Raw genomic sequence first — 22,507 nt, 5'->3', positions numbered from 1 at the left:
GATTTATCGTTCATGGCAGTAGCTACTCCATGGTTGGCATAACAAAGTGGCTATCGTGATGTTCCAGACGCACGCTGGCAGGCCAACGGCTGGTGATGGTTTTCATGCGGGTATAGAAGCGAACGCCATCATTGCCATGTACGTTGAGTGGACCGAAAATAGAACGTTTCCAACCGCCGAAACTGTGGAAAGCCATTGGTACCGGAATGGGGATATTAATGCCCACCATGCCAGACTGAACATCTTCACCGAATTGGCGGGCAACTTCGCCATCACGGGTAAAAATGGCCGCACCATTGCCATATTCATGGTGATTCACCAATTGCAAAGCTGTCCCATAATCCGGAACACGGACAATGACAAGTACAGGCCCGAATATCTCTTCTTTATAGATTTTCATGTCCGGAGTGACGTAATCAAACAATGTTGGCCCAACGAAATAACCCCGTTCATGGCCGGCAACCTGATATCCGCGGCCATCCACCAATAATCTGGCCCCCTGGTCAACACCACTTCGGATGTAATCACAAATTTTTGCTTTGTGCTGTTCAGAAATCACAGGGCCCATGTCGTTCTCTTTTCCTTCTGTAATCCCAGAGCCGACTGACATTTGACCAATGTGTTGCTGAAGTCTTTCTACCAGTTGATCGGCAATCTCATCTCCGACAGCCAGTACAACGGACAATGCCATGCAACGTTCTCCTGCTGCGCCGAAAGCCGCCCCGACTATGGCATTCACCGCCATATCCATATCCGCGTCAGGCATCAGGATACTGTGGTTCTTTGCCCCTCCTAATGCCTGACAACGTTTGCCATGCGCTGATGCCGTGGCATAAACATATTCTGCAACCGGCGTGGAACCAACAAAGCTCACCGCCTGAACACGAGGATCTGTGAGCAGAATATCAACGGTTTCTTTATCTCCCTGTACAACATTAAATATTCCATCCGGTAACCCGGCTTGCTGTAACAATTTCGCCAGTTCAATCGAAAGCGAGGGATCTTTTTCTGATGGTTTCAGAACGAAAGTATTGCCTGTCGCCAATGCCAGCGGGAACATCCACATCGGCACCATTGCCGGAAAATTAAATGGTGTGATACCAACACAGACACCCAATGGTTGCATCAGGGAATGGCTATCCACGCCGCTTCCCACATTTGCTGAGTGCTCCCCTTTTTGCAGATGGGGAATGCCACAGGCAAACTCCACCACTTCAAGGCCACGAGTCAACTCACCTATGGCATCTGAATAGATTTTGCCGTGTTCTTCAGAAATCAGCCTGGCGAGCCTATCCCGATTCTCTTCAAGCAATGATTTGAATCTGAACAAGATCCTGGCTCGTTTCAACGGAGATGTTTTTGACCATTCATTGAAGGCCAGATGGGCAGATTCTATGGCATGTTTTGTCTCATCCGCCGTGCTCAGGGCAACTTGCCGGATCGCCTGCCCGATGGCCGGATTAAAGACAGATGAAGTTCGATTACTTTTACTATCAATAAGTTGACCACCAATAAAGTTTTTAATCTGTTCCATTCTGAGCCTCTCTGAATACAATAATGATTGAATCAATAAGCGTTGAATTACGATGCCACAGGTATATGAAATATACATTTCATTTTCAATGAAAATTGAAATACACTTTAATTAATGTGATCAACTCTCTATTTTTATGCAATTACATTCATTACATAGCGGCAATTTGCGAGCATCTTCGCCCGCATCAAGCATAATTGCCTGATGATGAATCAATTATCCATTTCATGACACTTTTTATGGGGACATTATGTCTGCTGCATCTAATCTGAATGAACTTCAAGAACAGGTACGCTCACGTTATGGTGAGTTAAGCAAACGATTACAGCAAGTTGCAAGATACATACTGGATAACACGAACAGCGTCGCATTTGATACTGTTGCCGTTATCGCAAAAGAGGCTGATGTCCCACCTTCTACATTAATCCGTTTTGCCAATGCCTTTGATTTCACCGGATTCAATGAAATGAAACAACTGTTTCGCATGAATCTGGTGGAAGAAACAGCCAGCTATACCGATCGGGTGAGGTTATTTAAGGCGATGGATAGTGAGCATGACATACCAGAAGAGCCGCAGCATATCTTGCAGGAATTTGCCCATTCGAATGCACAGGCAATGCAACAGCTCGCCGCCCGTACATCAGCAGAAGATTTGAATAATGCAGTAGATTTACTGGCGGGTGCACACAATATTTACATTATTGGACTGCGCCGTTCTTTCAGTGTTGCATCATACTTTGCTTATGCCCTCAGTCACTTGCAATGCCGCCCTCTGCTGGTGGATGGTTTAGGCGGGATGTTTCGTGAGCAGATGAATATGATCAATGCCAATGATGTTGTCGTTTCCATCAGTTTTACACCGTATGCCGAAGAAACCGTGATGGTCAGTGAACAAGCGGCAAAAGCAGGGGCTAAACAAATTGTGGTTACCGATAGCCAAATTAGCCCGCTGGCCAGTTTCAGTGATATTTGTTTTGTCGTAAAAGAAGCTCAGGTTGATGCATTTCGTTCCCAGTCCGCAACGCTGTGTTTAGTGCAGTCTTTAGCGGTGGCACTGGCTTATCGGCAAGGAAATGCCAATTAATGGCATGTGTTGTCAAGTTGCAGCTTTGTGGGTGCTGCAACTTGAAATCCAATAGGGTAAACAGATCACCGCAGATTATTCAAAATCCTGAAAAGAGGGTCCCTGAAAATAAACAGCTTTAATATGACAACTGCGGGTTGAGGAACACCGCAAACTGAAACCATGGCAACGATATCCGCTCCCTGTGACTGCCGCAGACTCGGCAATAACGCTTTGGTCAAAAGAATGGAACCGCTTGCCCAAAATCGCGCCCTCCGCCCGTTACCACAACTCGCTTACCTTTTAATTGGCTCAATTCACTGATTTTATTGAACATCATATCGGCTTTCCTTACTTCAGTTATAAGGCTGGATAAGAAATAAATTTGTCATCAGGGAAAGAGCAAAAATATATGAGAATTTTACCGATTTTAGGCTTATTGAGCTACAGGCTGCAATTTGATCGCCTGTTCGCTCCTGTCTCCGTTGCTACTCCCTTTTTTAACGCCCACTTTTTTAACGCCAAATACTTTTCATGAATATATTAATAAGTTACTTTTCAATAATTTGTTAAATATTTTTATTCCAATAAGATTGGAATATATAAATTCAGCTAATTTAAATTATATAACTAAAGTTATTCTTAAAATAAGAAATGAAATTAATATTTAATAAAATCCGAGGACTTTAATTTTTCCATTAACATAATTAAATGATGTTCGTTTTATTTCAAATTAAACATCGATATCTCAAATAGTTTTTTCATCCCAAGAATAGAAAAACCGCCGCAATATACTGCAATACAGAGTTCAGGCAGTTCATTACGGCGGTCTTTACACTTACACTATTGCTGGATAAATAGGTCAATTAATACATTAATAAAGGCTTATAAAATCTATAGTTCGCTTTCTTCATCCAAATCTTCTTGGGAATGGTTCCCAATAGCAATGAGCTCGTCCAGCAACCTTAAAAGCTGGCTCAATTTTTCTGGAGAGAACGCATCTTCAATTGCTTTATAGCCTGCTTCTACCTTTCCTTTCGCCTGCTCGTAAAGTTCTTGTCCTTGTGGAGTCAGAGAGACATACAGCTTACGCTGATCGTTCATTGGCTTCAGGCGGAAAATTAGCCCATCACGTTCCATTCGCGTCAAAATTCCGGTCAAGCTTGGGCGCAATATGCAGGTGAGGCAAGCCAGATCATGAAAATCAATCGAACGGCTACCCACCAATACACGAATAATACGCCATTGTTGCTCGGTTAAATTGTAACTCTTCAAGATAGGCCGAAAGTAAACCATCGTGGTTTCTCTCGCTTGAAGCAATGCTATTGTCAAGGATTCATGCATAAGTAAAGGAGACTCTTTAGTTAATCACTAGCCATTATCTATAAGTGTAACGCCAATGCTATTTATTATAGATAACATAAACACCAAAAAGACTAACACGCTCATAATCATCCACAAAGGGAAAAGACTTCAATATTAACAAATAAATAAAACAGCCATGCCACAAAAAAGTTAAATAAAAGTTAATAAGAGCACCAAATGGTATTGATTAAAAATATAACAACTTGATCTCCCTGTGTTAAAAATGGTTAATCTTGGTGCAGTGCTACATGGATCACAATTAAAATTAACAATCAATTTAACATATTGAAGATCATCAAAAGATAGTTTATTAATATATTAATAACTATCCAGCAATACCTTGCTTAGGTTTCAAGGAGTTGTCAATGAAAGGCACTGTTTTTGCCGTCGCCCTTAACCATAAAAGCCAAATCGATTTCTGGCATGACGCGTTTCATGAATCACCTTATAAAACCCCGCCAAAGACGCCAATTTGGTTTATAAAACCCCGTAATACAGTGATTGGCTCAGGAGATGTGATCCCTCATCCCCCCGGGGAAACCGTTCAAAGTGGTGCAACGTTGGCGCTATTTATTGGAAATAATACTATCGGAAAAAACGCTCGCCACGTTTCTGTTCAAGATGCGGATAAGTATATTCTTGGATTTGCATTGGCCAATGAAGTCAGCCTGCCGGAAACCTCATTTTACCGGCCTGCCATTAAAGCAAAATGTCGCGATGGGTTTTGCCCGATAGGTCAGATGAGCAAAGGAAAGATAGTGGATTCACTTGATATTGTCACTGAAATCAATGGAAAAGTTGTAGATCGCTGGTCAACCAAAGATCTTGTCCGATCCGCACCCGAGTTGATAGCTGCGCTCAGTGAATTCGCAACGCTGAAAGAAGGTGATGTCATCCTGCTGGGAACACCCCATCACCGCGTCACTCTCCACCCTTCAGATAAAGTCACCGTGAAAGCCGAAGGTTTTCCGCATCTGGAAAACACGGTTGTACTGGCAGGAGGTCAGGCATGAGATACGCCAGAATCCATTATCAGGGACAAGACCTGAATGTCACCGTTGATGAACATGAAAATATTCATCTGCCTGACGGCAGTACGATCAACTGTTCGATCCACCATACAACCCACAATACAATCCACCGTACTGCCGGCAATACTAGCAGCACTAGCAATAAAGAGGTTGTGTGGCTTCCTCCGGCGAACGGAACGTTATTTGCGTTGGGGCTGAATTATGCTGATCACGCTACAGAGCTGGAGTTTAAGCCACCGGAAGAACCGCTGGTCTTTATCAAGGCAGCCAATAGCTTGACCGGGCACCACCAAGTTTCTGTCCGACCGGATAATGTGGAATATATGCATTATGAAGCAGAATTAGTGGTGGTTATCGGGAAAACCACCCACAAGGTTTCCCGTGAAAATGCCATGGATTATGTTGCCGGTTATACTGTTTGCAATGATTATGCCATCCGCGATTATCTGGAAAATTATTACCGCCCCAATCTCCGCGTAAAAAGCCGCGATACGCTCACCCCTATTGGCCCATGGATCGTGGATAAAGACCTCATCGCCAATCCCCATAATCTGACGTTGAAAACGTGGGTAAACGGGGAATTACGCCAACAAGGCACAACCGCCGATTTGATCTTCGATATTCCTTTCCTGATTGCCTATCTCAGCGATTTTATGACCTTGCAGCCCGGAGACATGATCGCCACAGGAACCCCCAAGGGGCTGTCCGATGTTGTTCCGGGGGATGAAGTCATTGTGGAAGTCGAAGGTGTGGGACGTCTGGTCAATTATATTGTCAGCCAGCAAGAATATGAGGAATGTTTGTCATGAGCACGATTAATCATTGGATCAACGGTAAAAACGTTGGCAGTAAAACCTATTTTGAAACCACGAATCCTGCAACAGGCGAAGTTCTGGCTGAAGTGGCTTCAGGCGGGCAAGAAGAGATTGATCAGGCTGTTGCTGCCGCCAAAGAGGCTTTTCCTAAGTGGGCGAATACCCCAATGAAAGAGCGCGCTCGCCTGATGCGCCGTTTGGGTGAGTTAATCGATCAGAATGTTCCCGGTATTTCTGCAATGGAAACCCAAGATACCGGTCTTCCTATCCATCAAACACAAAATGTATTAATTCCGCGGGCATCACAGAATTTCAATTTCTTTGCTGAAATTTGTCAGCAAATGAATGGCCGTACTTATCCCGTTGATGACAAAATGCTCAATTATACGCTGATTCAGCCTGTCGGTGTTTGTGCGCTGATCTCCCCGTGGAATGTGCCTTTCATGACAGCAACGTGGAAAGTCGCACCTTGTCTGGCGTTGGGAAATACAGCAGTGTTGAAAATGTCCGAACTTTCTCCGCTTACAGCGAATCGTTTGGGAGAACTAGCCCTTGAAGCGGGTATTCCCGCCGGCGTGCTGAATGTGGTGCAGGGTTATGGCAATACTGCCGGTGATGCACTGGTAAAACATCATGATGTTCGGGCGATTTCGTTTACCGGTGGAACCGCAACCGGTCGCCTGATTATGCAAAATGCCGGGCTAAAAAAATACTCAATGGAGCTGGGCGGAAAATCTCCTGTTCTGATTTTTGAAGATGCTGATATTGAACGTGCACTGGATGCCGCTCTGTTTACCATTTTCTCCCTCAACGGTGAACGCTGCACAGCAGGCTCCCGCATTTTCATTCAAGAAAGCATCTATCCTGAATTCGTTAAACGCTTTGCTGAACGGGCCAGCCGTCTACGGGTTGGTGATCCCCAAGATCCCAATACTCAGGTTGGCAGCCTGATCACTCAGCAACACTGGGAAAAAGTTTCTGGCTATATTCGCTTGGGTATTGAAGAAGGGGCAACTTTGCTGGCCGGTGGCCCTGATAAACCCAGTGGCCTCCCTGTTCACCTGAAAAATGGCAATTTCCTGAATCCAACTGTTCTGGCGGATGTCGATAACCGCATGCGTGTCGCACAAGAAGAGATTTTTGGCCCTGTAGCCTGTTTGCTGCCGTTCAAGAGCGAAGAAGAGGGTTTGCGTATGGCCAATGATGTGGAGTATGGGCTGGCTTCATATATCTGGACACAGGATGTCAGCAAAGTGTTGCGTTTGGCTCGTGGTATTGAAGCAGGCATGGTTTTCGTCAATGCCCAGAATATCCGTGATTTGCGTCAGCCATTCGGCGGCATAAAAGCTTCCGGTGTCGGGCGTGAAGGCGGAGAGTACAGCTTTGAAGTCTTTGCCGAAGTAAAAAACGTCTGTATTTCAATGGGAGAGCACCCTATTCCCCGTTGGGGCGTTTGAGCCGCAAAAGGAACATAAATTTCAGCGTTAACCACGTTCTCCACCCTGATACCAAGTGAGGATTTATGGGAAAGTTAGCGTTAGCAGCGAAAATTACACATGTCCCCTCTATGTATCTTTCTGAATTACCGGGAAAGCATCATGGCTGCCGACAAGGCGCCATTGATGGGCATAAAGAGATCAGCCGCCGTTGCCGTGAAATGGATGTTGATACCATCATTGTATTCGACACCCACTGGCTGGTGAACAGTGCCTATCACATTAACTGCTCTGACCATTTTTCAGGCATCTATACCAGCAATGAACTGCCGCATTTTATCCGCAATATGACCTATGAATATGACGGCAATCCTGAATTGGGAAGGATGATTGCGGAAGAAGCGCGCCAAATGGGAGTCAGGGCACAGTCACATGAAATTCCAAGCCTGACTCTGGAATATGGCACGTTGGTGCCCATGCGCTATATGAACAGTGACCGCCATTTCAAGGTCATTTCAATTTCAGCTTTTTGTACTGTTCATGCTTTTGAAGACAGCCGCAAACTGGGAGAAGCCATATTAAAGGCCATTGAAAAATACGATGGTACAGTTGCGGTACTGGCAAGTGGCTCATTATCACACAGCTTTATTGAGGATCAACGCGCCGAAACAGGCATGAACAGCTATACCCGTGAGTTTGATGAACAAATGGATCGCCGCGTCGTGCAGCTTTGGAAAGACGGTGAATTCAAGGCATTCTGCAAGATGCTGCCGGAATATGCCCACTATTGTCGCGGAGAAGGCAACATGCACGATACGGTGATGCTGCTCGGCTTGCTGGGATGGGATAAATATGACGGCAAAGTTGAATTTCTGACCGAATTGTTTGCCAGTTCAGGGACAGGACAGGTTAATGCGGTGTTCCCATTACCGGATTATGTTGTCAATGCCAAAAGCATGAATGAAAACCATGACGAGAAAGTTGTCGATAAAATCAATGCCTGACAGGAGTAAACCATGCCCCACTTTTATGCAGAATGCACTGAAAATATCCGTGAAGAAGCTAAGCTGCCGGAGTTATTTTCCAAAGTAAATCAAGCGCTGGCTGATACCGGTATTTTTCCGCAGGGCGGTATCCGCAGCCGTGCCATCTGGCTGGATACCTGGCAGATGGCGGATGGTCAGCAAGATTACGCCTTTGTCCATATGACATTGAAAATTGGCGCGGGACGCAGCCTTGAAGATCGGCAAACAGTCGGCGAAATGCTGTTTGCCTTAATCAAAGCCCATTTTGCTGATTTGATGGCGCAGCGCTATCTGGGAATCTCTTTTACCATGGAAGAACTCGATCCGGTGCTGAATTATAAATCCAATAACGTTCATAACCTGTTTAAAGCAAAAAAATAAGAATATTAGGTGGCATAATTAAGGCCACACTCGCGCTTATTTTTAAATAAAGAGGAAATTATGTCGTGTAATCTGGATACAGCATTGGCACTCCAGCAGGCTTATATCAACGGCCAATGGGTTGATGCTGACAATAAAACCACCTTTGATGTCATTAACCCTGCCAATGGTGACATCCTTGCCAATGTCAGTGATCTGGGCGCCGCGGAGACACTGCGTGCCATTGAAGCCGCGAATAATGCCCTTCCGGCATGGCGGGCATTAACCGCAAAACAACGCAGTGAAAAACTCCGGCTCTGGTTTGAGCTGATCATGCATAATCAGGATGAACTGGCGGAAATATTGTCTGCGGAGCAGGGCAAACCTTACGCAGAAGCCATGGGGGAAATTGCCTACGGTGCCAGTTTCATCGAATGGTTTGCTGAGGAAGGCAAGCGTATTTATGGTGAAACGCTCCCTTCTCCCATGCCGGGGCGCCGTCTCACTACCATCAAGCAGCCTATTGGTGTTGTCGCGGCCATTACACCATGGAATTTTCCCAATGCCATGATCACCCGTAAGGTTGGCCCGGCATTGGCAGCAGGTTGTACTGTCGTACTGAAACCTGCGGCGGAAACCCCACTTTCTGCTTTGGCCTTGGCCAAGTTGGCGGAGTGGGCGGGCATTCCGGCCGGGGTTTTGAATATCGTGACAGGAATGGATGCCAAAGCGATTGGTGGAGTACTGACGGCAAGTCCCATCGTTCGCAAGCTTTCATTCACCGGATCTACCCGTGTAGGTAAGTTGCTTATGGCACAAAGCGCTGATACCGTGAAAAAGCTCTCGCTTGAACTGGGAGGCAATGCGCCTTTTATCGTTTTTGACGATGCTGACCTTGATGCCGCGGTTCAAGGCGCATTGGCAGCGAAATTCCGCAATAGCGGGCAAACTTGCGTTTGTGCCAACCGCATTCTGGTGCAGGAAGGCATTTATGATGCTTTTGCTGAACGTTTGGCACAGGCAGTGCAACAGTTAAAAGTCGGGCCGGCCGTTGATCTCACATCCCAACAAGGTCCTCTGATTAATCAGGCTGCCGTCGAAAAAGTCCAGTCTCATATCAACGATGCGGTTTCCGGCGGTGCACGCATTTTGGTGGGTGGCAAATCCCATGCATTGGGAGGCCTGTTCTTTGAGCCTACCGTATTGGCTGATGTCACCGAATCCATGTTGGTGGCCCACGAAGAAACCTTCGGCCCATTGGCGGCTCTGTTCAAGTTCCGTGATGAAGACGAAGCCATTCGCATAGCCAATGATACTGAGTTTGGTCTGGCGGCTTATTTCTATTCCCGGGATATTGGACGTATTTACCGCGTCGCAGAAGCACTGGAAAGCGGCATGGTAGGCATCAATGAAGGTTTGATTTCCAATGAAACTGCCCCCTTTGGTGGCATCAAGCAATCAGGGTTAGGCCGTGAAGGTTCGCGTTACGGTATCGAAGATTATCTGGAAGTAAAATACCTCTGTTTCGGAGGATTAGAAGCCAAAGGAGCGTAAGACGCTATGCTACAGCAAGAAATCGTGTCACTGATTGCTCGCCGTTTACATCAGGCAGAAAAAAATCGTGAGCAAATCCGCCAAATCTCATTGGATCACCCGGAAATGACGATTGAGGATGCTTACGCCATTCAGCGCGAATGGGTAGATTTAAAAATCATGGAAGGCCGAAATCTCAAAGGCCATAAAATTGGCCTGACCTCCAAGGCCATGCAAGCCAGTTCACAAATTGATGAACCGGATTACGGGGTCTTGTTGGATGATATGTTTTTTCAGGATGGCGGTGACATCCCTTGCGAACGTTTTATTGTGCCACGCATTGAGGTTGAACTTGCATTTGTGCTGGCAAAACCCTTGAGTGGCCCGAACTGTACGCTGTTTGATGTTTATAATGCGACAGATTACGTTATTCCGGCCCTGGAATTGATTGATGCCCGCTGTCATCAAATCGATCCGGAAACACAGCGCCCACGCAAGGTATTTGACACGATTTCTGACAATGCAGCCAATGGCGGTGTGATTCTGGGAGGGCGCCCGATCAAGCCGGATAAACTCGATTTACGCTGGGTCAGCGCCCTGCTCTATCGCAATGGTGTGATTGAAGAATCCGGGGTGGCAGCAGCAGTACTTAACCACCCCGCCAATGGCGTAGCATGGCTTGCCAATAAACTGTCTCTGCATGAAGTACAACTTGAAGCAGGCCAGGTCATTCTTTCCGGCTCTTTCACTCGGCCTGTTTCTGCGCGTCAAGGCGATATTTTCCATGTAGATTATGGGGTGATGGGTTCAATCAGTTGCCGCTTTGTTTGATATCTTATGAGGTGAAAACATGGATCAGCTAACGAATAAATTTAAACAAGCCCTGAAGGCAGGGCAACCCCAAATCGGATTATGGATTGGGCTATGTAGTGGATACAGCGCGGAAATCCTGGCAGGAACGGGATTTGACTGGCTGTTGATTGATGGGGAACATGCCCCCAATGATATTCCTGCCATTCTTTCTCAATTGCAGAGTATTGCTCCCTATCCAAGCCAGCCTGTTGTTCGTCCACCGTGGAATGATCCTGTCATCATCAAGCAATTGCTGGATATTGGTGCCCAAACATTGTTAATTCCGATGGTTCAGAATGCAGAACAAGCGCGTCTGGCGGTTCAGGCCACTCGCTATCCACCCGCAGGCATTCGTGGTGTTGGTAGTGGTTTGGCACGGGCCGCACGTTGGAATCTTATCCCTGATTATCTTTCCCGCGCCAATGATGAAATGTGCGTGTTAGTTCAGGTCGAAACGCGCGAGGCGCTGAAAAATATATCAGAAATAGCCGCCGTAGAAGGTGTGGATGGCGTATTTATCGGCCCTTCGGATCTTAGCGCAGACATGGGGCATATCAATAACCCCCGACACCCTGAGGTTAAGGCGGCGATTGAACAAGCCATTGCCCAAATCAAGGCATCAGGGAAAGCGGCAGGTATTTTAATGGCTGATGTTGATACGGCTAAACACTACCTTGATCTGGGCGTTCTGTTTATTGCCGTTGGTGTCGATACCATTTTACTGACAAACGCCGCCAGTGCTTTATCCGCACGTTTTGGCAAGATTCAGGAAAAACAAAACATATCATCACCTGGCTCTTACTGAATACCAACAACACGACGATCAGGCACCTCAACAGCCTGATCTCACAGCAGATGTTGCTTGCAGCATCTGCCATTGCAGTTGAAGCTCCTGATAACAATTCGCCAAGCACCATTCACTAAAAAGAATAATAAGAAAGGAAACGACAATGAGCATTTCGTCTGGCGCCACATCGCAAACAGGTAATTCCACCCCCCAACACCAAAAGCTCACTGTTCAGCAACAAAACGTGATTAATAAATTATTCCGGCGCCTGATCCTCTTTCTCTTTGTTCTGTTCGTGTTCTCTTTTCTGGATCGCATCAATATTGGTTTTGCTGGTTTGACGATGGGAAACGATCTGGGTTTAACATCAACCATGTTCGGGCTGGCAGCCACGCTGTTTTATGCCACTTATGTCATCTTTGGTATTCCCAGTAATGTGATGCTGAGCATTGTCGGTGCTCGCCGGTGGATTGCCACTATTATGGTGTTATGGGGGATCGCCTCAACCGCCACCATGTTTGCAACTGGCCCAACGAGTCTGTATATCCTGCGTATGCTGGTGGGCATTGCGGAAGCCGGCTTCTTGCCGGGCATTCTTGTCTACCTGACTTATTGGTTTCCTGCTTATTATCGCGCCCGCGCCAATGCACTGTTTATGATTGCCATGCCCGTAACAATGGCATTTGGTTCACTGATTTCCGGTTATATTCTGGAAATGGATGGCATTTGGGCGCTCCGTGGCTGGCAATGGCTATTTCTGCTGGAAGGTTTTCCCTCTGTTTTGCTTGGTTTTGTTGTCTGGTTTTATCTGGATGATTCGCCGGATAAAGCCAAATGGCTGACTCGTGAAGATAAACAATGCCTGCAAGAGATGATAGAAAACGATAAAATTTCTCTGGCACACACTAGGGGTTCTCCTCCGCAACAAATCAGTTTATGGCGTGAAATTTTTACCCCCGTTGTCCTCATGTATACCTTCGCTTATTTCTGCCTGACCAATACCCTGAGTGCCATTAATATCTGGACGCCACAAATTATGCAGAGTTTCAATCAGGGTAGCAGCCATGTTGTTATTGGCGTTCTGACCGCCATTCCACAGTTTTGCACAATTCTGGGCATGATTTACTGGAGTCGTCGCTCAGACCGGCTGCAAGAACGTAAGATGCACACCGCCCTGCCCTATTTATTCGCCGCCGCCGGCTGGATTTTAACCTCACTGACGGATAACAGTCTGGTGCAATTGCTGGGGATCATTATGGCTTCTACCGGTTCATTCACTGCCATGGCCGTCTTTTGGACAACACCCGATCAATCTATCAGCTTACGTGCCCGTGCCGTTGGGATCGCTGTGATCAACGCAACGGGAAATGTAGGCTCGGCGGTCAGTCCGCTGCTGATTGGCTGGTTGAAAGATCAGACTGGCAGCTTCAGCGCGGGCCTCTATTTTGTCGCTGGATTATTGCTTATTGGTGCTCTGATGGTACTGATGATCCCCATGAAGCACTCAAGGCCACAAATAACATCGTAAACAACGAGAAAACCCCTTAACCACCAGCAAAAGACGGGAAGGAAAAATCGATGTCTGCATCCAATGTGACCAAACCCATTATTGCCAATATTGATATCAGCAAGGATTATGATGAAACTCAAGGGTCGGATGATGTTCACTATCAAACATTCGGTCGTTTAGCCGCATTTTTTGGCCGAGATATGCAGGCACATCGCCATGACAATTTTTTTCAACTGCATTATCTGGAGACAGGGCGAATTGAGTTACAACTGGATGAGCAATGTTATTCTGTCCAGGCCCCTTTGTTTATCCTGACACCACCTTCCGTTCCCCATGCTTTTTTCACTCAGGAAGATACTGATGGCCATGTGCTGACTGTCCGTCAGGAATTAATTACGCCATTGCTGAGTTCACTTTATCCTACTCATGGGAAATTAATTGATATTCCGGCTATCTGTTTATCCGTTGCCGATAAGCCGAATGAACTGGCAACATTCAACCACTATTGGGCATTGATTGAACGTGAATCAATGAATCAGTTTGCAGGCCGGGAGCAGTCACTGGCCTGTCTGGCTCAGTCCTTGTTTACTTTTTTATTGCGCAGCATTTCCCTTGAAGACCATCGCTCCGGCGGCGTCAGAGGAGAGTTGAAACTGTTCCAGCGTTTTAACCGATTGATTGATCAACATTTTCATCAACATCTTGCCATACCGGATTATGCTGAAAAATTAGGGATTACCGAATCACGACTGAAAGATATGTGCCGGCGCTTCGCCAACCGGCCGCCAAAGCGGTTAATCTTCGACAGGCAACTGCGAGAAGCCAAACGGCTGCTGCGGTTTAGTGATAGCCCTGTATCTGACATCGCCTATCAACTTGGCTTTAAAGATCCCGCTTACTTTGCCCGGTTTTTTAATCGGCTGGTGGGGTGTTCACCGAGTGTCTGGCGGGAAAGGTGTATGGTTGCAGAATAAAATATTGCCTTCAAGTTTTTCATTGAAGGTAATATTAGTGAATAAATTGATCATGTTTGTTTATACCTACTAAAAAATATCTTGATGATTTTTTAGGATTTAATTCTATTGATTATAATAAATGAAATAAATTTAGACAGATATGAAAACAACCCTTTTAAAAAATAGCATTTAGTTTATATAAAATATCCTCATCATCTATATATACCCTATATATTTCAAGATGCGTCGCAGCGGCAAGGGAATGACAATTTCGTCGGGAACGAATTTGAATAACCAGATATTGAAAATGATATTAATAATGTACATAAATCTACTGGGTATACCGCACTAAGACTCATGTCCACCACATCTATGTTAGAAACATTAGAAGAGTTGTACGGCTGAGTAAAAGATAGCAATTTTTTCAATAAAAGATATTTACCCATAATAAAAGACGAGGTTTTATCTTTTGATAAGAATTTAAAACAAAACAATTAAAGTGATAAAGTATGTAATTTGTGCTTTATCACTTAACATTAAGTATGTTTAAAATAAATTATTAACATAACACTTCCAATATTAAATATATTATTGTTTCTATTATAAATTATAAATAAAGTTAAAATATCAAAATTAATGAAAATATATTAATAACATGATTTTCATAAGTAGAGAGATTATCCACTACATCGCCTAAAAACAGTTAAACCTACACCATATCACACTAAAAAATATGAATATTATTATTAAAAATAAAATTAATCAGGTATTGTCATCTTATAAAATAATAACAATTATAAAGAAATCCACATCACATTTAAGACATAATTAAACACATTTTAACGAAAAATACCCGCAAATCTTCTTAAAGTCTCTTCAATAAAAGATCTTTACGCGCTTCAATCAGTCAGGATAGATCAACATTAAATTAACATTTAATCCCCATATGAATAACAAGGTTAAATAAGGGGATTATGTCAATAATGAGGTAGCCATGAAACTAGAAGATTTGCGTGCCGATAATAAACGCCCGTTTACCAGCAAAGAATACCTGAGTTCACTTCAGGATGGCCGTGAAATTTATATCTACGGCGAGCGTGTCAAGGATGTCACGACACATCCGGCTTTTCGTAATGCGGCAGCTTCTGTTGGTCAGTTATATGATGCCCTGCATGCTCCGGAAACGCATGATATCCTCTGCTGGAACACCGATACCGGCAACGGTGGCTATACTCATAAATTTTTCCGTTTTGCCACCAGCTCAGATGATATTCGCCAACAACGTGATGCCATTGCTGAATGGTCACGCCAGAATTACGGCTGGATGGGACGCTCTCCCGATTATAAGGCCGCATTTTGCTGTTCATTAGGCGCTTATCCTGAATATTATGGGCCATTCGCTGACAATGCCCGTCACTGGTATAAACGCATTCAGGAGAATTGCATTTATTTCAATCATGCAATTGTTAACCCACCGATTGATCGCCATAAACCCGCCGATCAGGTTAAAGATGTTTTTATCCAGATAGAAAAAGAAACCGATGCAGGAATTATTGTCAGTGGTGCAAAAGTTGTCGCCACCAATTCAGCACTGACTCACTACAATTTTATCGGCTTTGGCTCTGCGCAAGTTATTGGGGATAACCCCGATTTTGCCTTGATGTTTGTGGCTCCCATGGATGCCGATGGCGTGAAATTAATTTCACGCGCCTCTTATGAATTAGTGGCTGGCGCGACCGGAACACCTTTTGATTACCCTCTTTCCAGCAGATTTGATGAAAATGATGCCATTCTGGTCATGGATAAAGTATTAATTCCATGGGAAAACGTGTTAATTTACCGCGATTTTGATCGTGCACGTAACTGGGCGGTACAAAGCGGGTTCGCCCGACTGTTCCCCATGCAGGCTTGTACGCGTCTGGCGGTAAAGCTGGATTTTATTACAGCACTGTTGCAAAAAAGCCTTGAATGCACCGGCGTGGTGGATTTTCGCGGTGTTCAGGCCGATTTGGGAGAGGTTGTCGCATGGCGCAATCTGTTCTGGTCATTAACGGATGCAATGTGGGCAGAAGCCAAGCCTTGGGAAAATGGTGCTTATCTGCCCGATACCCAAGCCATTCAAACTTATCGCGTAATGGCACCCATGGCTTATACCAAAATCAAGAATATTATTGAAAGCAATGTCACCAGTGGTTTGATTTACCTGCCATCCAGTGTGCGCGATATGAATAATCCTGAGATCAATAAGTATCTTGAGAAGTACGTACGTGGATCTAATGGCATTGACCATGTAGAACGCATTAAAATTTTGAAATTAATGTGGGATGCCATTGGCAGTGAATTTGGTGGTCGCCATGAATTATATGAAATCAATTATGCCGGTAGTCAGGATGAAATTCGCCTGCAATGTCTGCGTCATGCCTATGGCTCCGGCAATATGAGAAAAATGACAGAATTAGTGGATCGCTGTCTCTCTGATTATGATTTGAATGGCTGGACTCAACCCCATTTGCACAATAATTCTGATATTAACCTGTTAGATACGCTACTGAAATAAAAACAGTAGCAGGAGGTCTATTATGTCTGTAGAAAACGAACACCGCCTGAATTTCAGAGATTCAATGGCAAGCCTTTCCGCTGCTGTGAATATTATTACCACTGATGGCCCTGCCGGAAAATGTGGTCTGACAGCAACAGCAGTCTGCTCTGTGACAGATACACCTCCTACCCTAATGGTATGTATTAACCGCAATAGTGCCACGAACCCGGTATTTCAGGAAAATGGCCATTTGTGTGTCAATATACTGAATCATGAACAAGAATTGATGGCCCGTCATTTTGCGGGTATGACGAATATCAGCATGGAGGAGCGCTTTAATTGGAATATCTGGCAAACAGGCACTCTGGGTCAGCCTATTTTGGAAGAAACGCTCGCCAATCTGGAAGGACACATTAAACAAATACAAGAAGTCGGTACTCACTATGTGTATCTGGTCGAAGTAAAACAAATCAGGGTTCGTGAAGAAGGTCATGGATTAATTTATTTTAAACGTGATTTTCATGCGGTGATGGATAAACAAATGGCGGCCACAGTTTAAAAAAATAAAATAGCCGGTGGATCTGCGCCCTCACTTCATTGTCAGTCAAATTGATGCCGGCCTGTTATACAGGCTGGCATTCACACGCCATGTTTATTCTGTTAAATACATAACAAAATCTTAATATATATCTTCTATCGATTTAAATTTTTCCCTTTTATTCTTTACATGACAATTTTTCAATATTCATCAAACAAAAAAGAATAAATCATAACCAAATCGATCTATTTACGAACATACAACCTTCATATTAATAATTTTTGATATTAATATAGTGAATATTCTGCCAAATCTGGTATTACTTTTTTACGTTAGTGTGATCCATCGTTGAGAAGATACCATGCCAGTATATTAACCTCCCTCGCTTCACGCTCACCCTGAATAAATAAACAAAATCACAACCTAAGCGATACATTACGTTACAAGAATGTTAACAACAGTATAATCATCTGGATGTATTGCCCATCGGAATGAAAGCGAACAGAGGCATTCACTATGAATAAAACCGCTCCGGCCGGTTTATGGGATCAACCGAAACCCTTTTTCATGATCTTTTTTGTGGAATTATGGGAACGTTTTGGTTACTACGGCGTTCAAGGCATTATTACCCTTTATTTCGTCAAACAACTTGGGTTTTCAGAAGAACAATCATTTATCACTTTTGGTGCATTTACTGCGCTGGTTTATGGCCTGATTTCCATTGGCGGCTATGTTGGTGACCATATACTCGGAACTAAACGAGCCATTGTTCTGGGTGCGATTATCATGGCAATCGGCTATTTTATGATTGGCATGTCTATCAAGGCCCCAGACCTGATTTTTTATGCATTGGGCACTGTTGCCGTCGGTAATGGGCTTTTCAAAGCCAATCCTGCCAGCCTGTTGGCTAAATGCTACAAACCACAAGATCCCCGTCTGGATGGCGCATTTACATTATTTTATATGTCCATCAATATGGGTTCTCTGGTATCCCTCTCTCTGGCTCCTGTGATTGCCGACAAATATGGCTATACCGTCACTTATAATCTCTGCGGCATCGGCCTGATCATCGCTTTGCTGGTTTACTTTGCCTGCCGCCACATAGTCCATAACATCGGTTCAGAGCCAGATCATCGACCTCTCAAGCCACTCAACCTACTGATCGTTTTAGTGGGTAGCCTCGCTATGATTGGTGTTTGCGCATGGTTATTGCACAATATTAACATTGCCAATATTGCTTTGTTGGTCATTACCGTTTTTGTCGTATTGATTTTTTTCTGGCAGGCATTCAAGCAGAATAAAGTCAGCCGCAATAAAATGTTTGTGGCTTTTATTTTGATGCTTCAGGCAGTTGTGTTCTTTATTCTGTATAACCAGATGCCAACTTCCCTCAACTTCTTCGCCATCAACAACGTACATCACCAAATTCTCGGATTTAATATCAATCCAGTCAGTTTTCAGGCCCTGAATCCACTTTGGATCATCGCCCTCAGCCCTTTTTTGGCGATGTTTTACACCAAATTAGGGGCTAAAGGTAAAGACTTTTCCATGCCAGCGAAATTCACTTTCGGCATGCTCCTGTGCTCTCTGGGCTTCCTGACTGCGGCTGCATCCGGTTTGTTTGCCGATGCAAACGGGATGACCTCTCCGTGGTTTATTGTGCTCGTATATTTGTTCCAGAGCGCAGGGGAGTTGATGATTAGTGCATTGGGTCTGGCAATGGTAGCGGCATTTGTTCCCAGCTACCTGACAGGCTTTATTCTGGGGATGTGGTTCCTGTCGCAGGCTGTTGCTTCAATATTGGCGAGTCATGTGGCGGCATTGACTGCAACTCCGGTCGGTGTGACTGATCCATTGCAAACCCTGCCGATTTATATGGGTGTCTTCGGCAAAATTGGCTTTGCCACACTGGTGATTACTGTGATTATGGCCTGTATGGTGCCGTGGCTGAAACGGATTATGAAGGATGAAGCCACCGCATAATTAATCTGAACTGTAAGCCTGAGGGGTGAGCCATGTTTTTGCACAGAAAACAAAATGGCGGAGTTCCTCAGGCTGCGGTGAAGTTGCCGAAATCATCCTGCGTAACGATTTCATCGACAAGAATATTAAAATCAGTTTTATCAAGCATGTTCCAATTCCTCCCTTTGAATCAGGTGAGTGTTTCTGCCCACTCTTTTTAAATCACGAAGGGCTGTTTCCTTTCTTGCGATACGCATCGGTTCACGACCTTCCAACGTTTCTTTTAGAATTTCACTTGGTTTCTTGCTTGTGTGCGTAATCTCAATAACCCCCCACCGTGTTTCAAACTCCCCTGATCTGCCAGTAGACATGATAGTGAGTCTGTCGATAGGAATCTGAGAGATAACCCTATATTGGGATAACGCTGACTCTAGGCTGATGTAGCTGTACTCACCACGTCGGATATTGATTGCAATATTCTCCAGTGGATAAGGCCCTAAGTTCGCGCGTGTATTCGCATAGACCCCTTTGATGATGAGAACCAACAATCCAGCTTTAATAAGGCGGTCAATGGACTTTTTCAGTGTTCGAGGTGTTTCATCAGCAAAGATGACCTCTAAATCCCGCAAGAGAAAAATGTTTCTCCCCATCTTGCTGAATTTGTCTAATGTTTTAATGGCAGTGATCTGATCCATTCCATATCTCTACATTAAGATCCCCATTATGGGTGTTTTGTGTAAACTTAATGAAGATAGAGCCGAATTCAGTCTGGTTTTTCTTATAGTCAAAAAACAAAAGCCCCCAAAGATGGGGGCTTTCAATGATGACGCTTTACTGTTTATTACAGTACATCAACCGCATTCAGCTCTTTAAAAGCCTGCTCCAGACGAACAACCATGGACGCCTGTCCTGCACGCAACCAGACACGTGGGTCATAGTATTTCTTGTTGGGTTTATCTGCGCCCTCCGGATTACCCAGCTGGCCTTGCAAGTAGCCTTCGTTCTTTTTGTAATAATTCAGGATACCTTCCCAAGTTGCCCACTGAGTGTCAGTATCGATGTTCATTTTAATGACACCGTAGCTGACTGCTTCCTGAATTTCTTCCGCGGTAGAACCAGAGCCACCATGGAACACGAAGTCCAGACTATTGTGTGGCAGGTTGAATTTCTCAGAAACATAGTCCTGAGAATTGCGCAGAATTTTTGGCGTCAGTTTAACATTACCTGGCTTGTATACACCGTGAACGTTACCAAACGAAGCCGCGATGGTGAAACGTGGGCTAATCGCGTTCAGTTTTTCATAGGCATAAGCCACATCTTCTGGCTGAGTATACAGGGAAGAACTGTCCAGATGGCTGTTATCAACACCATCTTCTTCACCTCCCGTACAACCCAGCTCGATCTCCAGCGTCATGTCGATTTTCGCCATGCGTGCCAGATATTGGCTACAGATTTCAATGTTTTCTTCCAGAGATTCTTCTGACAGGTCGATCATGTGGGAAGAAAACAGGGGCTTGCCAGTTTGCGCGTAGTGTTTTTCACCCGCATCCAGCAGACCGTCGATCCATGGCAGCAGTTTACGTGCACAGTGGTCGGTATGCAGGATCACGGGTACACCGTAATGTTCTGCCATTTGATGAACGTGGTGAGCGCCAGAAATAGAACCGATAATCGCTGCTTGCTGGCCTTCTGCTTTCAGGCCCTTACCAGCAACGAAGGACGCACCGCCGTTGGAAAATTGGATAATGACCGGAGCACGTACTTTTGCCGCTGTTTCCAACACTGCGTTGATGGAATCAGTACCGACGCAGTTAACTGCGGGTAACGCGAAGTTGTTTTCTTTAGCGATGGCAAAGACTTTTTGAACATCATCACCAGTGATGACACCCGGTTTTACGAAATCAAAAATTTTAGACATGTTACGTGGTCCTGTATTGACATTGAACAGGCAGCCAGTGCTGCCCGTTATCACAAAACTTAGTTACTGCGAGGGTAAGTGACTGAGTTTCTCAGTCACTGCAAAACTTAGTTACTGTTAGCACGTTCTTCCAGTATCACAACAGCAGGCAGTTTTTTGCCTTCAACGAATTCAAGGAAAGCGCCACCGCCAGTAGAGATGTAAGAGATCTTATCGGCAATTTCGAACAGATCGATTGCTGCCAAGGTATCACCGCCACCTGCGATAGAGAAAGCATCGCTTTCAGCAATCGCACGAGCAACAATTTCAGTTCCTTTACGGAAGTTAGGGAATTCAAAAACACCCACCGGACCATTCCACAGGATGGTTTTGGCATCTTTCAGGATCTCAGCCAGACGTTCAGCCGATGCATCACCCAGATCAAGGATCTGCTCTTCGTCTTTAATTTCACTGGTTGATTTCAGGGTTGCTTCCGCAGTTTCAGAGAATTCCGTTGCAACACGAACATCATTAGGAACCGGAATATCGCAGCTTTCCAGCAGTTTTTTCGCTTCAGGGATTAAATCATCTTCGTACAGGGAGCGACCCACATTGTGCCCTTCTGCGGCAACAAACGTATTGGCGATGCCACCCCCCACAATGAGCTGATCAGCAATTTTTGACAGTGAATCAAGAACGGTCAGTTTAGTGGAAACTTTAGATCCACCCACAATGGCGACCATTGGACGAGCTGGATTATGCAACGCTTTACCCAAGGCTTCCAGTTCACCAGACAACAATGGGCCGGCACAAGCAATCGGGGCAAATTTGGCAACGCCATGTGTTGACGCCTGAGCACGGTGTGCCGTACCAAAAGCATCCATCACATACACATCACACAGTGCTGCATATTGTTTAGATAATGTTTCATCGTCTTTTTTCTCACCTTTATTGAAGCGAACATTTTCCAGAACAACAAGTTCGCCTGCCGCCACTTCAACACCATCCAGATAATTTTTTTCCAGACGAACAGAAGAAGAAAGTTTTTCTTTCAGGTAATCAACGACAGGTTGCAATGAGAACTCTTCGTTGTATTCTCCCTCAGTCGGGCGTCCCAGGTGAGAAGTAACCATGACTTTGGCTCCCTGATTCAACGCAGCCTCGATAGTTGGCAAGGACGCACGGATACGCGCATCAGAGGTAACTTTGCCATCTTTTACAGGCACATTCAGATCAGCACGGATCAGTACGCGTTTACCCGCCAGATCTAAATCAGTCATCTTAATTACAGACATGGTGAATCC

At 44.9% G+C, this 22,507-nt stretch carries 19 protein-coding genes and 1 pseudogene; 14 read left to right on the top strand and 6 right to left on the bottom strand.

From position 1 onward, the window contains the following. Positions 1 to 22: 22 nt before the first annotated feature. Positions 23 to 1,534, bottom strand: a complete 1,512-nt coding sequence (locus Xsze_RS10345; RefSeq protein WP_038237734.1) for a CoA-acylating methylmalonate-semialdehyde dehydrogenase — start codon at positions 1,532 to 1,534, stop codon at positions 23 to 25. A 250-nt stretch (positions 1,535 to 1,784) separates the two neighbouring features. Between Xsze_RS10345 and Xsze_RS10340 the strand changes: the two genes are divergently transcribed. Next, positions 1,785 to 2,618: a MurR/RpiR family transcriptional regulator gene (locus Xsze_RS10340; RefSeq protein ID WP_038237737.1), complete on the top strand. Its 834-nt coding sequence runs from the start codon at positions 1,785 to 1,787 to the stop codon at positions 2,616 to 2,618. 137 nt (positions 2,619 to 2,755) lie between these two features. On the opposite strand, the pseudogene Xsze_RS22720 reads toward Xsze_RS10340, so the two are convergent. Then, positions 2,756 to 2,854: pseudogene (locus Xsze_RS22720) on the bottom strand (deoxygluconate dehydrogenase); the annotation flags it as partial. 637 nt (positions 2,855 to 3,491) lie between these two features. Continuing rightward, a complete protein-coding gene (hpaR, locus tag Xsze_RS10330) occupies positions 3,492 to 3,941 on the bottom strand; it encodes a homoprotocatechuate degradation operon regulator HpaR (RefSeq protein WP_038237740.1) in 450 nt (149 codons plus the stop codon). Positions 3,942 to 4,327: 386 nt separating this feature from the next. Between hpaR and Xsze_RS10325 the strand changes: the two genes are divergently transcribed. The 13 genes from Xsze_RS10325 (at position 4,328) to dtpB (ending at position 19,327) form a co-directional block, all read left to right on the top strand. After that, positions 4,328 to 4,975: a fumarylacetoacetate hydrolase family protein gene (locus tag Xsze_RS10325; protein ID WP_038237742.1), complete on the top strand. Its 648-nt coding sequence runs from the start codon at positions 4,328 to 4,330 to the stop codon at positions 4,973 to 4,975. After that, positions 4,972 to 5,802 carry a fumarylacetoacetate hydrolase family protein gene (locus tag Xsze_RS10320; RefSeq protein ID WP_038237744.1) on the top strand — a complete coding sequence of 277 codons (831 nt, stop codon included), beginning with the start codon at positions 4,972 to 4,974 and terminating at the stop codon, positions 5,800 to 5,802. Before Xsze_RS10325 ends, Xsze_RS10320 begins: the two co-directional genes overlap by 4 nt. Next, complete coding sequence (gene hpaE / locus Xsze_RS10315; protein ID WP_038237746.1) at positions 5,799 to 7,265, top strand: 5-carboxymethyl-2-hydroxymuconate semialdehyde dehydrogenase; 1,467 nt, start codon at positions 5,799 to 5,801, stop codon at positions 7,263 to 7,265. Before Xsze_RS10320 ends, hpaE begins: the two co-directional genes overlap by 4 nt. A 65-nt stretch (positions 7,266 to 7,330) precedes the next feature. Continuing rightward, entirely contained in the window at positions 7,331 to 8,248 is a 918-nt protein-coding gene (gene hpaD, locus Xsze_RS10310; protein ID WP_051462383.1) for a 3,4-dihydroxyphenylacetate 2,3-dioxygenase, read from the top strand. Positions 8,249 to 8,260: 12 nt separating this feature from the next. Beyond that, entirely contained in the window at positions 8,261 to 8,650 is a 390-nt protein-coding gene (locus Xsze_RS10305; protein ID WP_038237748.1) for a 5-carboxymethyl-2-hydroxymuconate Delta-isomerase, read from the top strand. A 60-nt stretch (positions 8,651 to 8,710) separates the two neighbouring features. Beyond that, on the top strand, positions 8,711 to 10,183 hold the full coding sequence (locus Xsze_RS10300; protein ID WP_038237751.1) for an NAD-dependent succinate-semialdehyde dehydrogenase: 1,473 nt from the start codon (positions 8,711 to 8,713) through the stop codon (positions 10,181 to 10,183). 6 nt (positions 10,184 to 10,189) lie between these two features. Beyond that, complete coding sequence (gene hpaH, locus Xsze_RS10295) at positions 10,190 to 10,993, top strand: 2-oxo-hept-4-ene-1,7-dioate hydratase (protein WP_038237753.1); 804 nt, start codon at positions 10,190 to 10,192, stop codon at positions 10,991 to 10,993. Between the two features lie 19 nt (positions 10,994 to 11,012). Further along, positions 11,013 to 11,819, top strand: coding sequence for a 4-hydroxy-2-oxoheptanedioate aldolase (gene hpaI, locus Xsze_RS10290; protein WP_038237757.1), 807 nt, complete (start codon positions 11,013 to 11,015; stop codon positions 11,817 to 11,819). Between the two features lie 145 nt (positions 11,820 to 11,964). After that, positions 11,965 to 13,329 carry a 4-hydroxyphenylacetate permease gene (gene hpaX / locus Xsze_RS10285; RefSeq protein ID WP_038237760.1) on the top strand — a complete coding sequence of 455 codons (1,365 nt, stop codon included), beginning with the start codon at positions 11,965 to 11,967 and terminating at the stop codon, positions 13,327 to 13,329. Between the two features lie 50 nt (positions 13,330 to 13,379). Beyond that, the gene (gene hpaA / locus Xsze_RS10280) at positions 13,380 to 14,285 is read left to right on the top strand and encodes a 4-hydroxyphenylacetate catabolism regulatory protein HpaA (protein ID WP_038237763.1); all 906 of its coding nucleotides are present in this window, start codon (positions 13,380 to 13,382) and stop codon (positions 14,283 to 14,285) included. A gap of 976 nt (positions 14,286 to 15,261) precedes the next feature. Further along, complete coding sequence (hpaB, locus tag Xsze_RS10275; RefSeq protein WP_038237766.1) at positions 15,262 to 16,824, top strand: 4-hydroxyphenylacetate 3-monooxygenase, oxygenase component; 1,563 nt, start codon at positions 15,262 to 15,264, stop codon at positions 16,822 to 16,824. A 22-nt stretch (positions 16,825 to 16,846) separates the two neighbouring features. Beyond that, positions 16,847 to 17,365 carry a 4-hydroxyphenylacetate 3-monooxygenase, reductase component gene (hpaC, locus tag Xsze_RS10270; RefSeq protein WP_038237768.1) on the top strand — a complete coding sequence of 173 codons (519 nt, stop codon included), beginning with the start codon at positions 16,847 to 16,849 and terminating at the stop codon, positions 17,363 to 17,365. 495 nt (positions 17,366 to 17,860) lie between these two features. Beyond that, positions 17,861 to 19,327, top strand: coding sequence for a dipeptide/tripeptide permease DtpB (gene dtpB / locus Xsze_RS10265; protein WP_038237769.1), 1,467 nt, complete (start codon positions 17,861 to 17,863; stop codon positions 19,325 to 19,327). Positions 19,328 to 19,467: 140 nt separating this feature from the next. On the opposite strand, the gene abiEi is transcribed toward dtpB, so the two are convergent. The 3 genes from abiEi to pgk form a co-directional block, all read right to left on the bottom strand. Then, a complete protein-coding gene (gene abiEi, locus Xsze_RS10260) occupies positions 19,468 to 20,001 on the bottom strand; it encodes a type IV toxin-antitoxin system AbiEi family antitoxin (RefSeq protein WP_038237771.1) in 534 nt (177 codons plus the stop codon). A gap of 146 nt (positions 20,002 to 20,147) precedes the next feature. Then, entirely contained in the window at positions 20,148 to 21,224 is a 1,077-nt protein-coding gene (fbaA, locus tag Xsze_RS10255; RefSeq protein ID WP_038237774.1) for a class II fructose-bisphosphate aldolase, read from the bottom strand. Positions 21,225 to 21,331: 107 nt separating this feature from the next. Continuing rightward, positions 21,332 to 22,498: a phosphoglycerate kinase gene (gene pgk, locus Xsze_RS10250; RefSeq protein ID WP_038237776.1), complete on the bottom strand. Its 1,167-nt coding sequence runs from the start codon at positions 22,496 to 22,498 to the stop codon at positions 21,332 to 21,334. Positions 22,499 to 22,507: the final 9 nt, after the last annotated feature.

This window comes from Xenorhabdus szentirmaii DSM 16338, from assembly GCF_002632585.1.
Classification (GTDB): domain Bacteria; phylum Pseudomonadota; class Gammaproteobacteria; order Enterobacterales; family Enterobacteriaceae; genus Xenorhabdus; species Xenorhabdus szentirmaii.
The sequence above is the reverse complement of the archived record's forward strand: the minus strand, read 5'-3'. Positions and strand labels throughout refer to the sequence as shown.

Excerpts from the sequence above, each read along its gene's own strand:
- Xsze_RS10305 (WP_038237748.1), top strand. The coding sequence starts at position 8,261 with ATGCCCCACTTTTATGCAGAATGCACTGAAAATATCCGTGAAGAAGCT.
- abiEi (WP_038237771.1), bottom strand. The coding sequence starts at position 20,001 with ATGGATCAGATCACTGCCATTAAAACATTAGACAAATTCAGCAAGATG.
- hpaR (WP_038237740.1), bottom strand. The coding sequence starts at position 3,941 with ATGCATGAATCCTTGACAATAGCATTGCTTCAAGCGAGAGAAACCACG.
- hpaX (WP_038237760.1), top strand. The coding sequence starts at position 11,965 with ATGAGCATTTCGTCTGGCGCCACATCGCAAACAGGTAATTCCACCCCC.
- hpaI (WP_038237757.1), top strand. The coding sequence starts at position 11,013 with ATGGATCAGCTAACGAATAAATTTAAACAAGCCCTGAAGGCAGGGCAA.
- Xsze_RS10300 (WP_038237751.1), top strand. The coding sequence starts at position 8,711 with ATGTCGTGTAATCTGGATACAGCATTGGCACTCCAGCAGGCTTATATC.
- hpaH (WP_038237753.1), top strand. The coding sequence starts at position 10,190 with ATGCTACAGCAAGAAATCGTGTCACTGATTGCTCGCCGTTTACATCAG.
- Xsze_RS10320 (WP_038237744.1), top strand. The coding sequence starts at position 4,972 with ATGAGATACGCCAGAATCCATTATCAGGGACAAGACCTGAATGTCACC.
- hpaE (WP_038237746.1), top strand. The coding sequence starts at position 5,799 with ATGAGCACGATTAATCATTGGATCAACGGTAAAAACGTTGGCAGTAAA.
- hpaA (WP_038237763.1), top strand. The coding sequence starts at position 13,380 with ATGTCTGCATCCAATGTGACCAAACCCATTATTGCCAATATTGATATC.
- hpaD (WP_051462383.1), top strand. The coding sequence starts at position 7,331 with ATGGGAAAGTTAGCGTTAGCAGCGAAAATTACACATGTCCCCTCTATG.
- Xsze_RS10345 (WP_038237734.1), bottom strand. The coding sequence starts at position 1,534 with ATGGAACAGATTAAAAACTTTATTGGTGGTCAACTTATTGATAGTAAA.
- fbaA (WP_038237774.1), bottom strand. The coding sequence starts at position 21,224 with ATGTCTAAAATTTTTGATTTCGTAAAACCGGGTGTCATCACTGGTGAT.
- hpaB (WP_038237766.1), top strand. The coding sequence starts at position 15,262 with ATGAAACTAGAAGATTTGCGTGCCGATAATAAACGCCCGTTTACCAGC.
- pgk (WP_038237776.1), bottom strand. The coding sequence starts at position 22,498 with ATGTCTGTAATTAAGATGACTGATTTAGATCTGGCGGGTAAACGCGTA.
- Xsze_RS10325 (WP_038237742.1), top strand. The coding sequence starts at position 4,328 with ATGAAAGGCACTGTTTTTGCCGTCGCCCTTAACCATAAAAGCCAAATC.
- hpaC (WP_038237768.1), top strand. The coding sequence starts at position 16,847 with ATGTCTGTAGAAAACGAACACCGCCTGAATTTCAGAGATTCAATGGCA.
- Xsze_RS10340 (WP_038237737.1), top strand. The coding sequence starts at position 1,785 with ATGTCTGCTGCATCTAATCTGAATGAACTTCAAGAACAGGTACGCTCA.
- dtpB (WP_038237769.1), top strand. The coding sequence starts at position 17,861 with ATGAATAAAACCGCTCCGGCCGGTTTATGGGATCAACCGAAACCCTTT.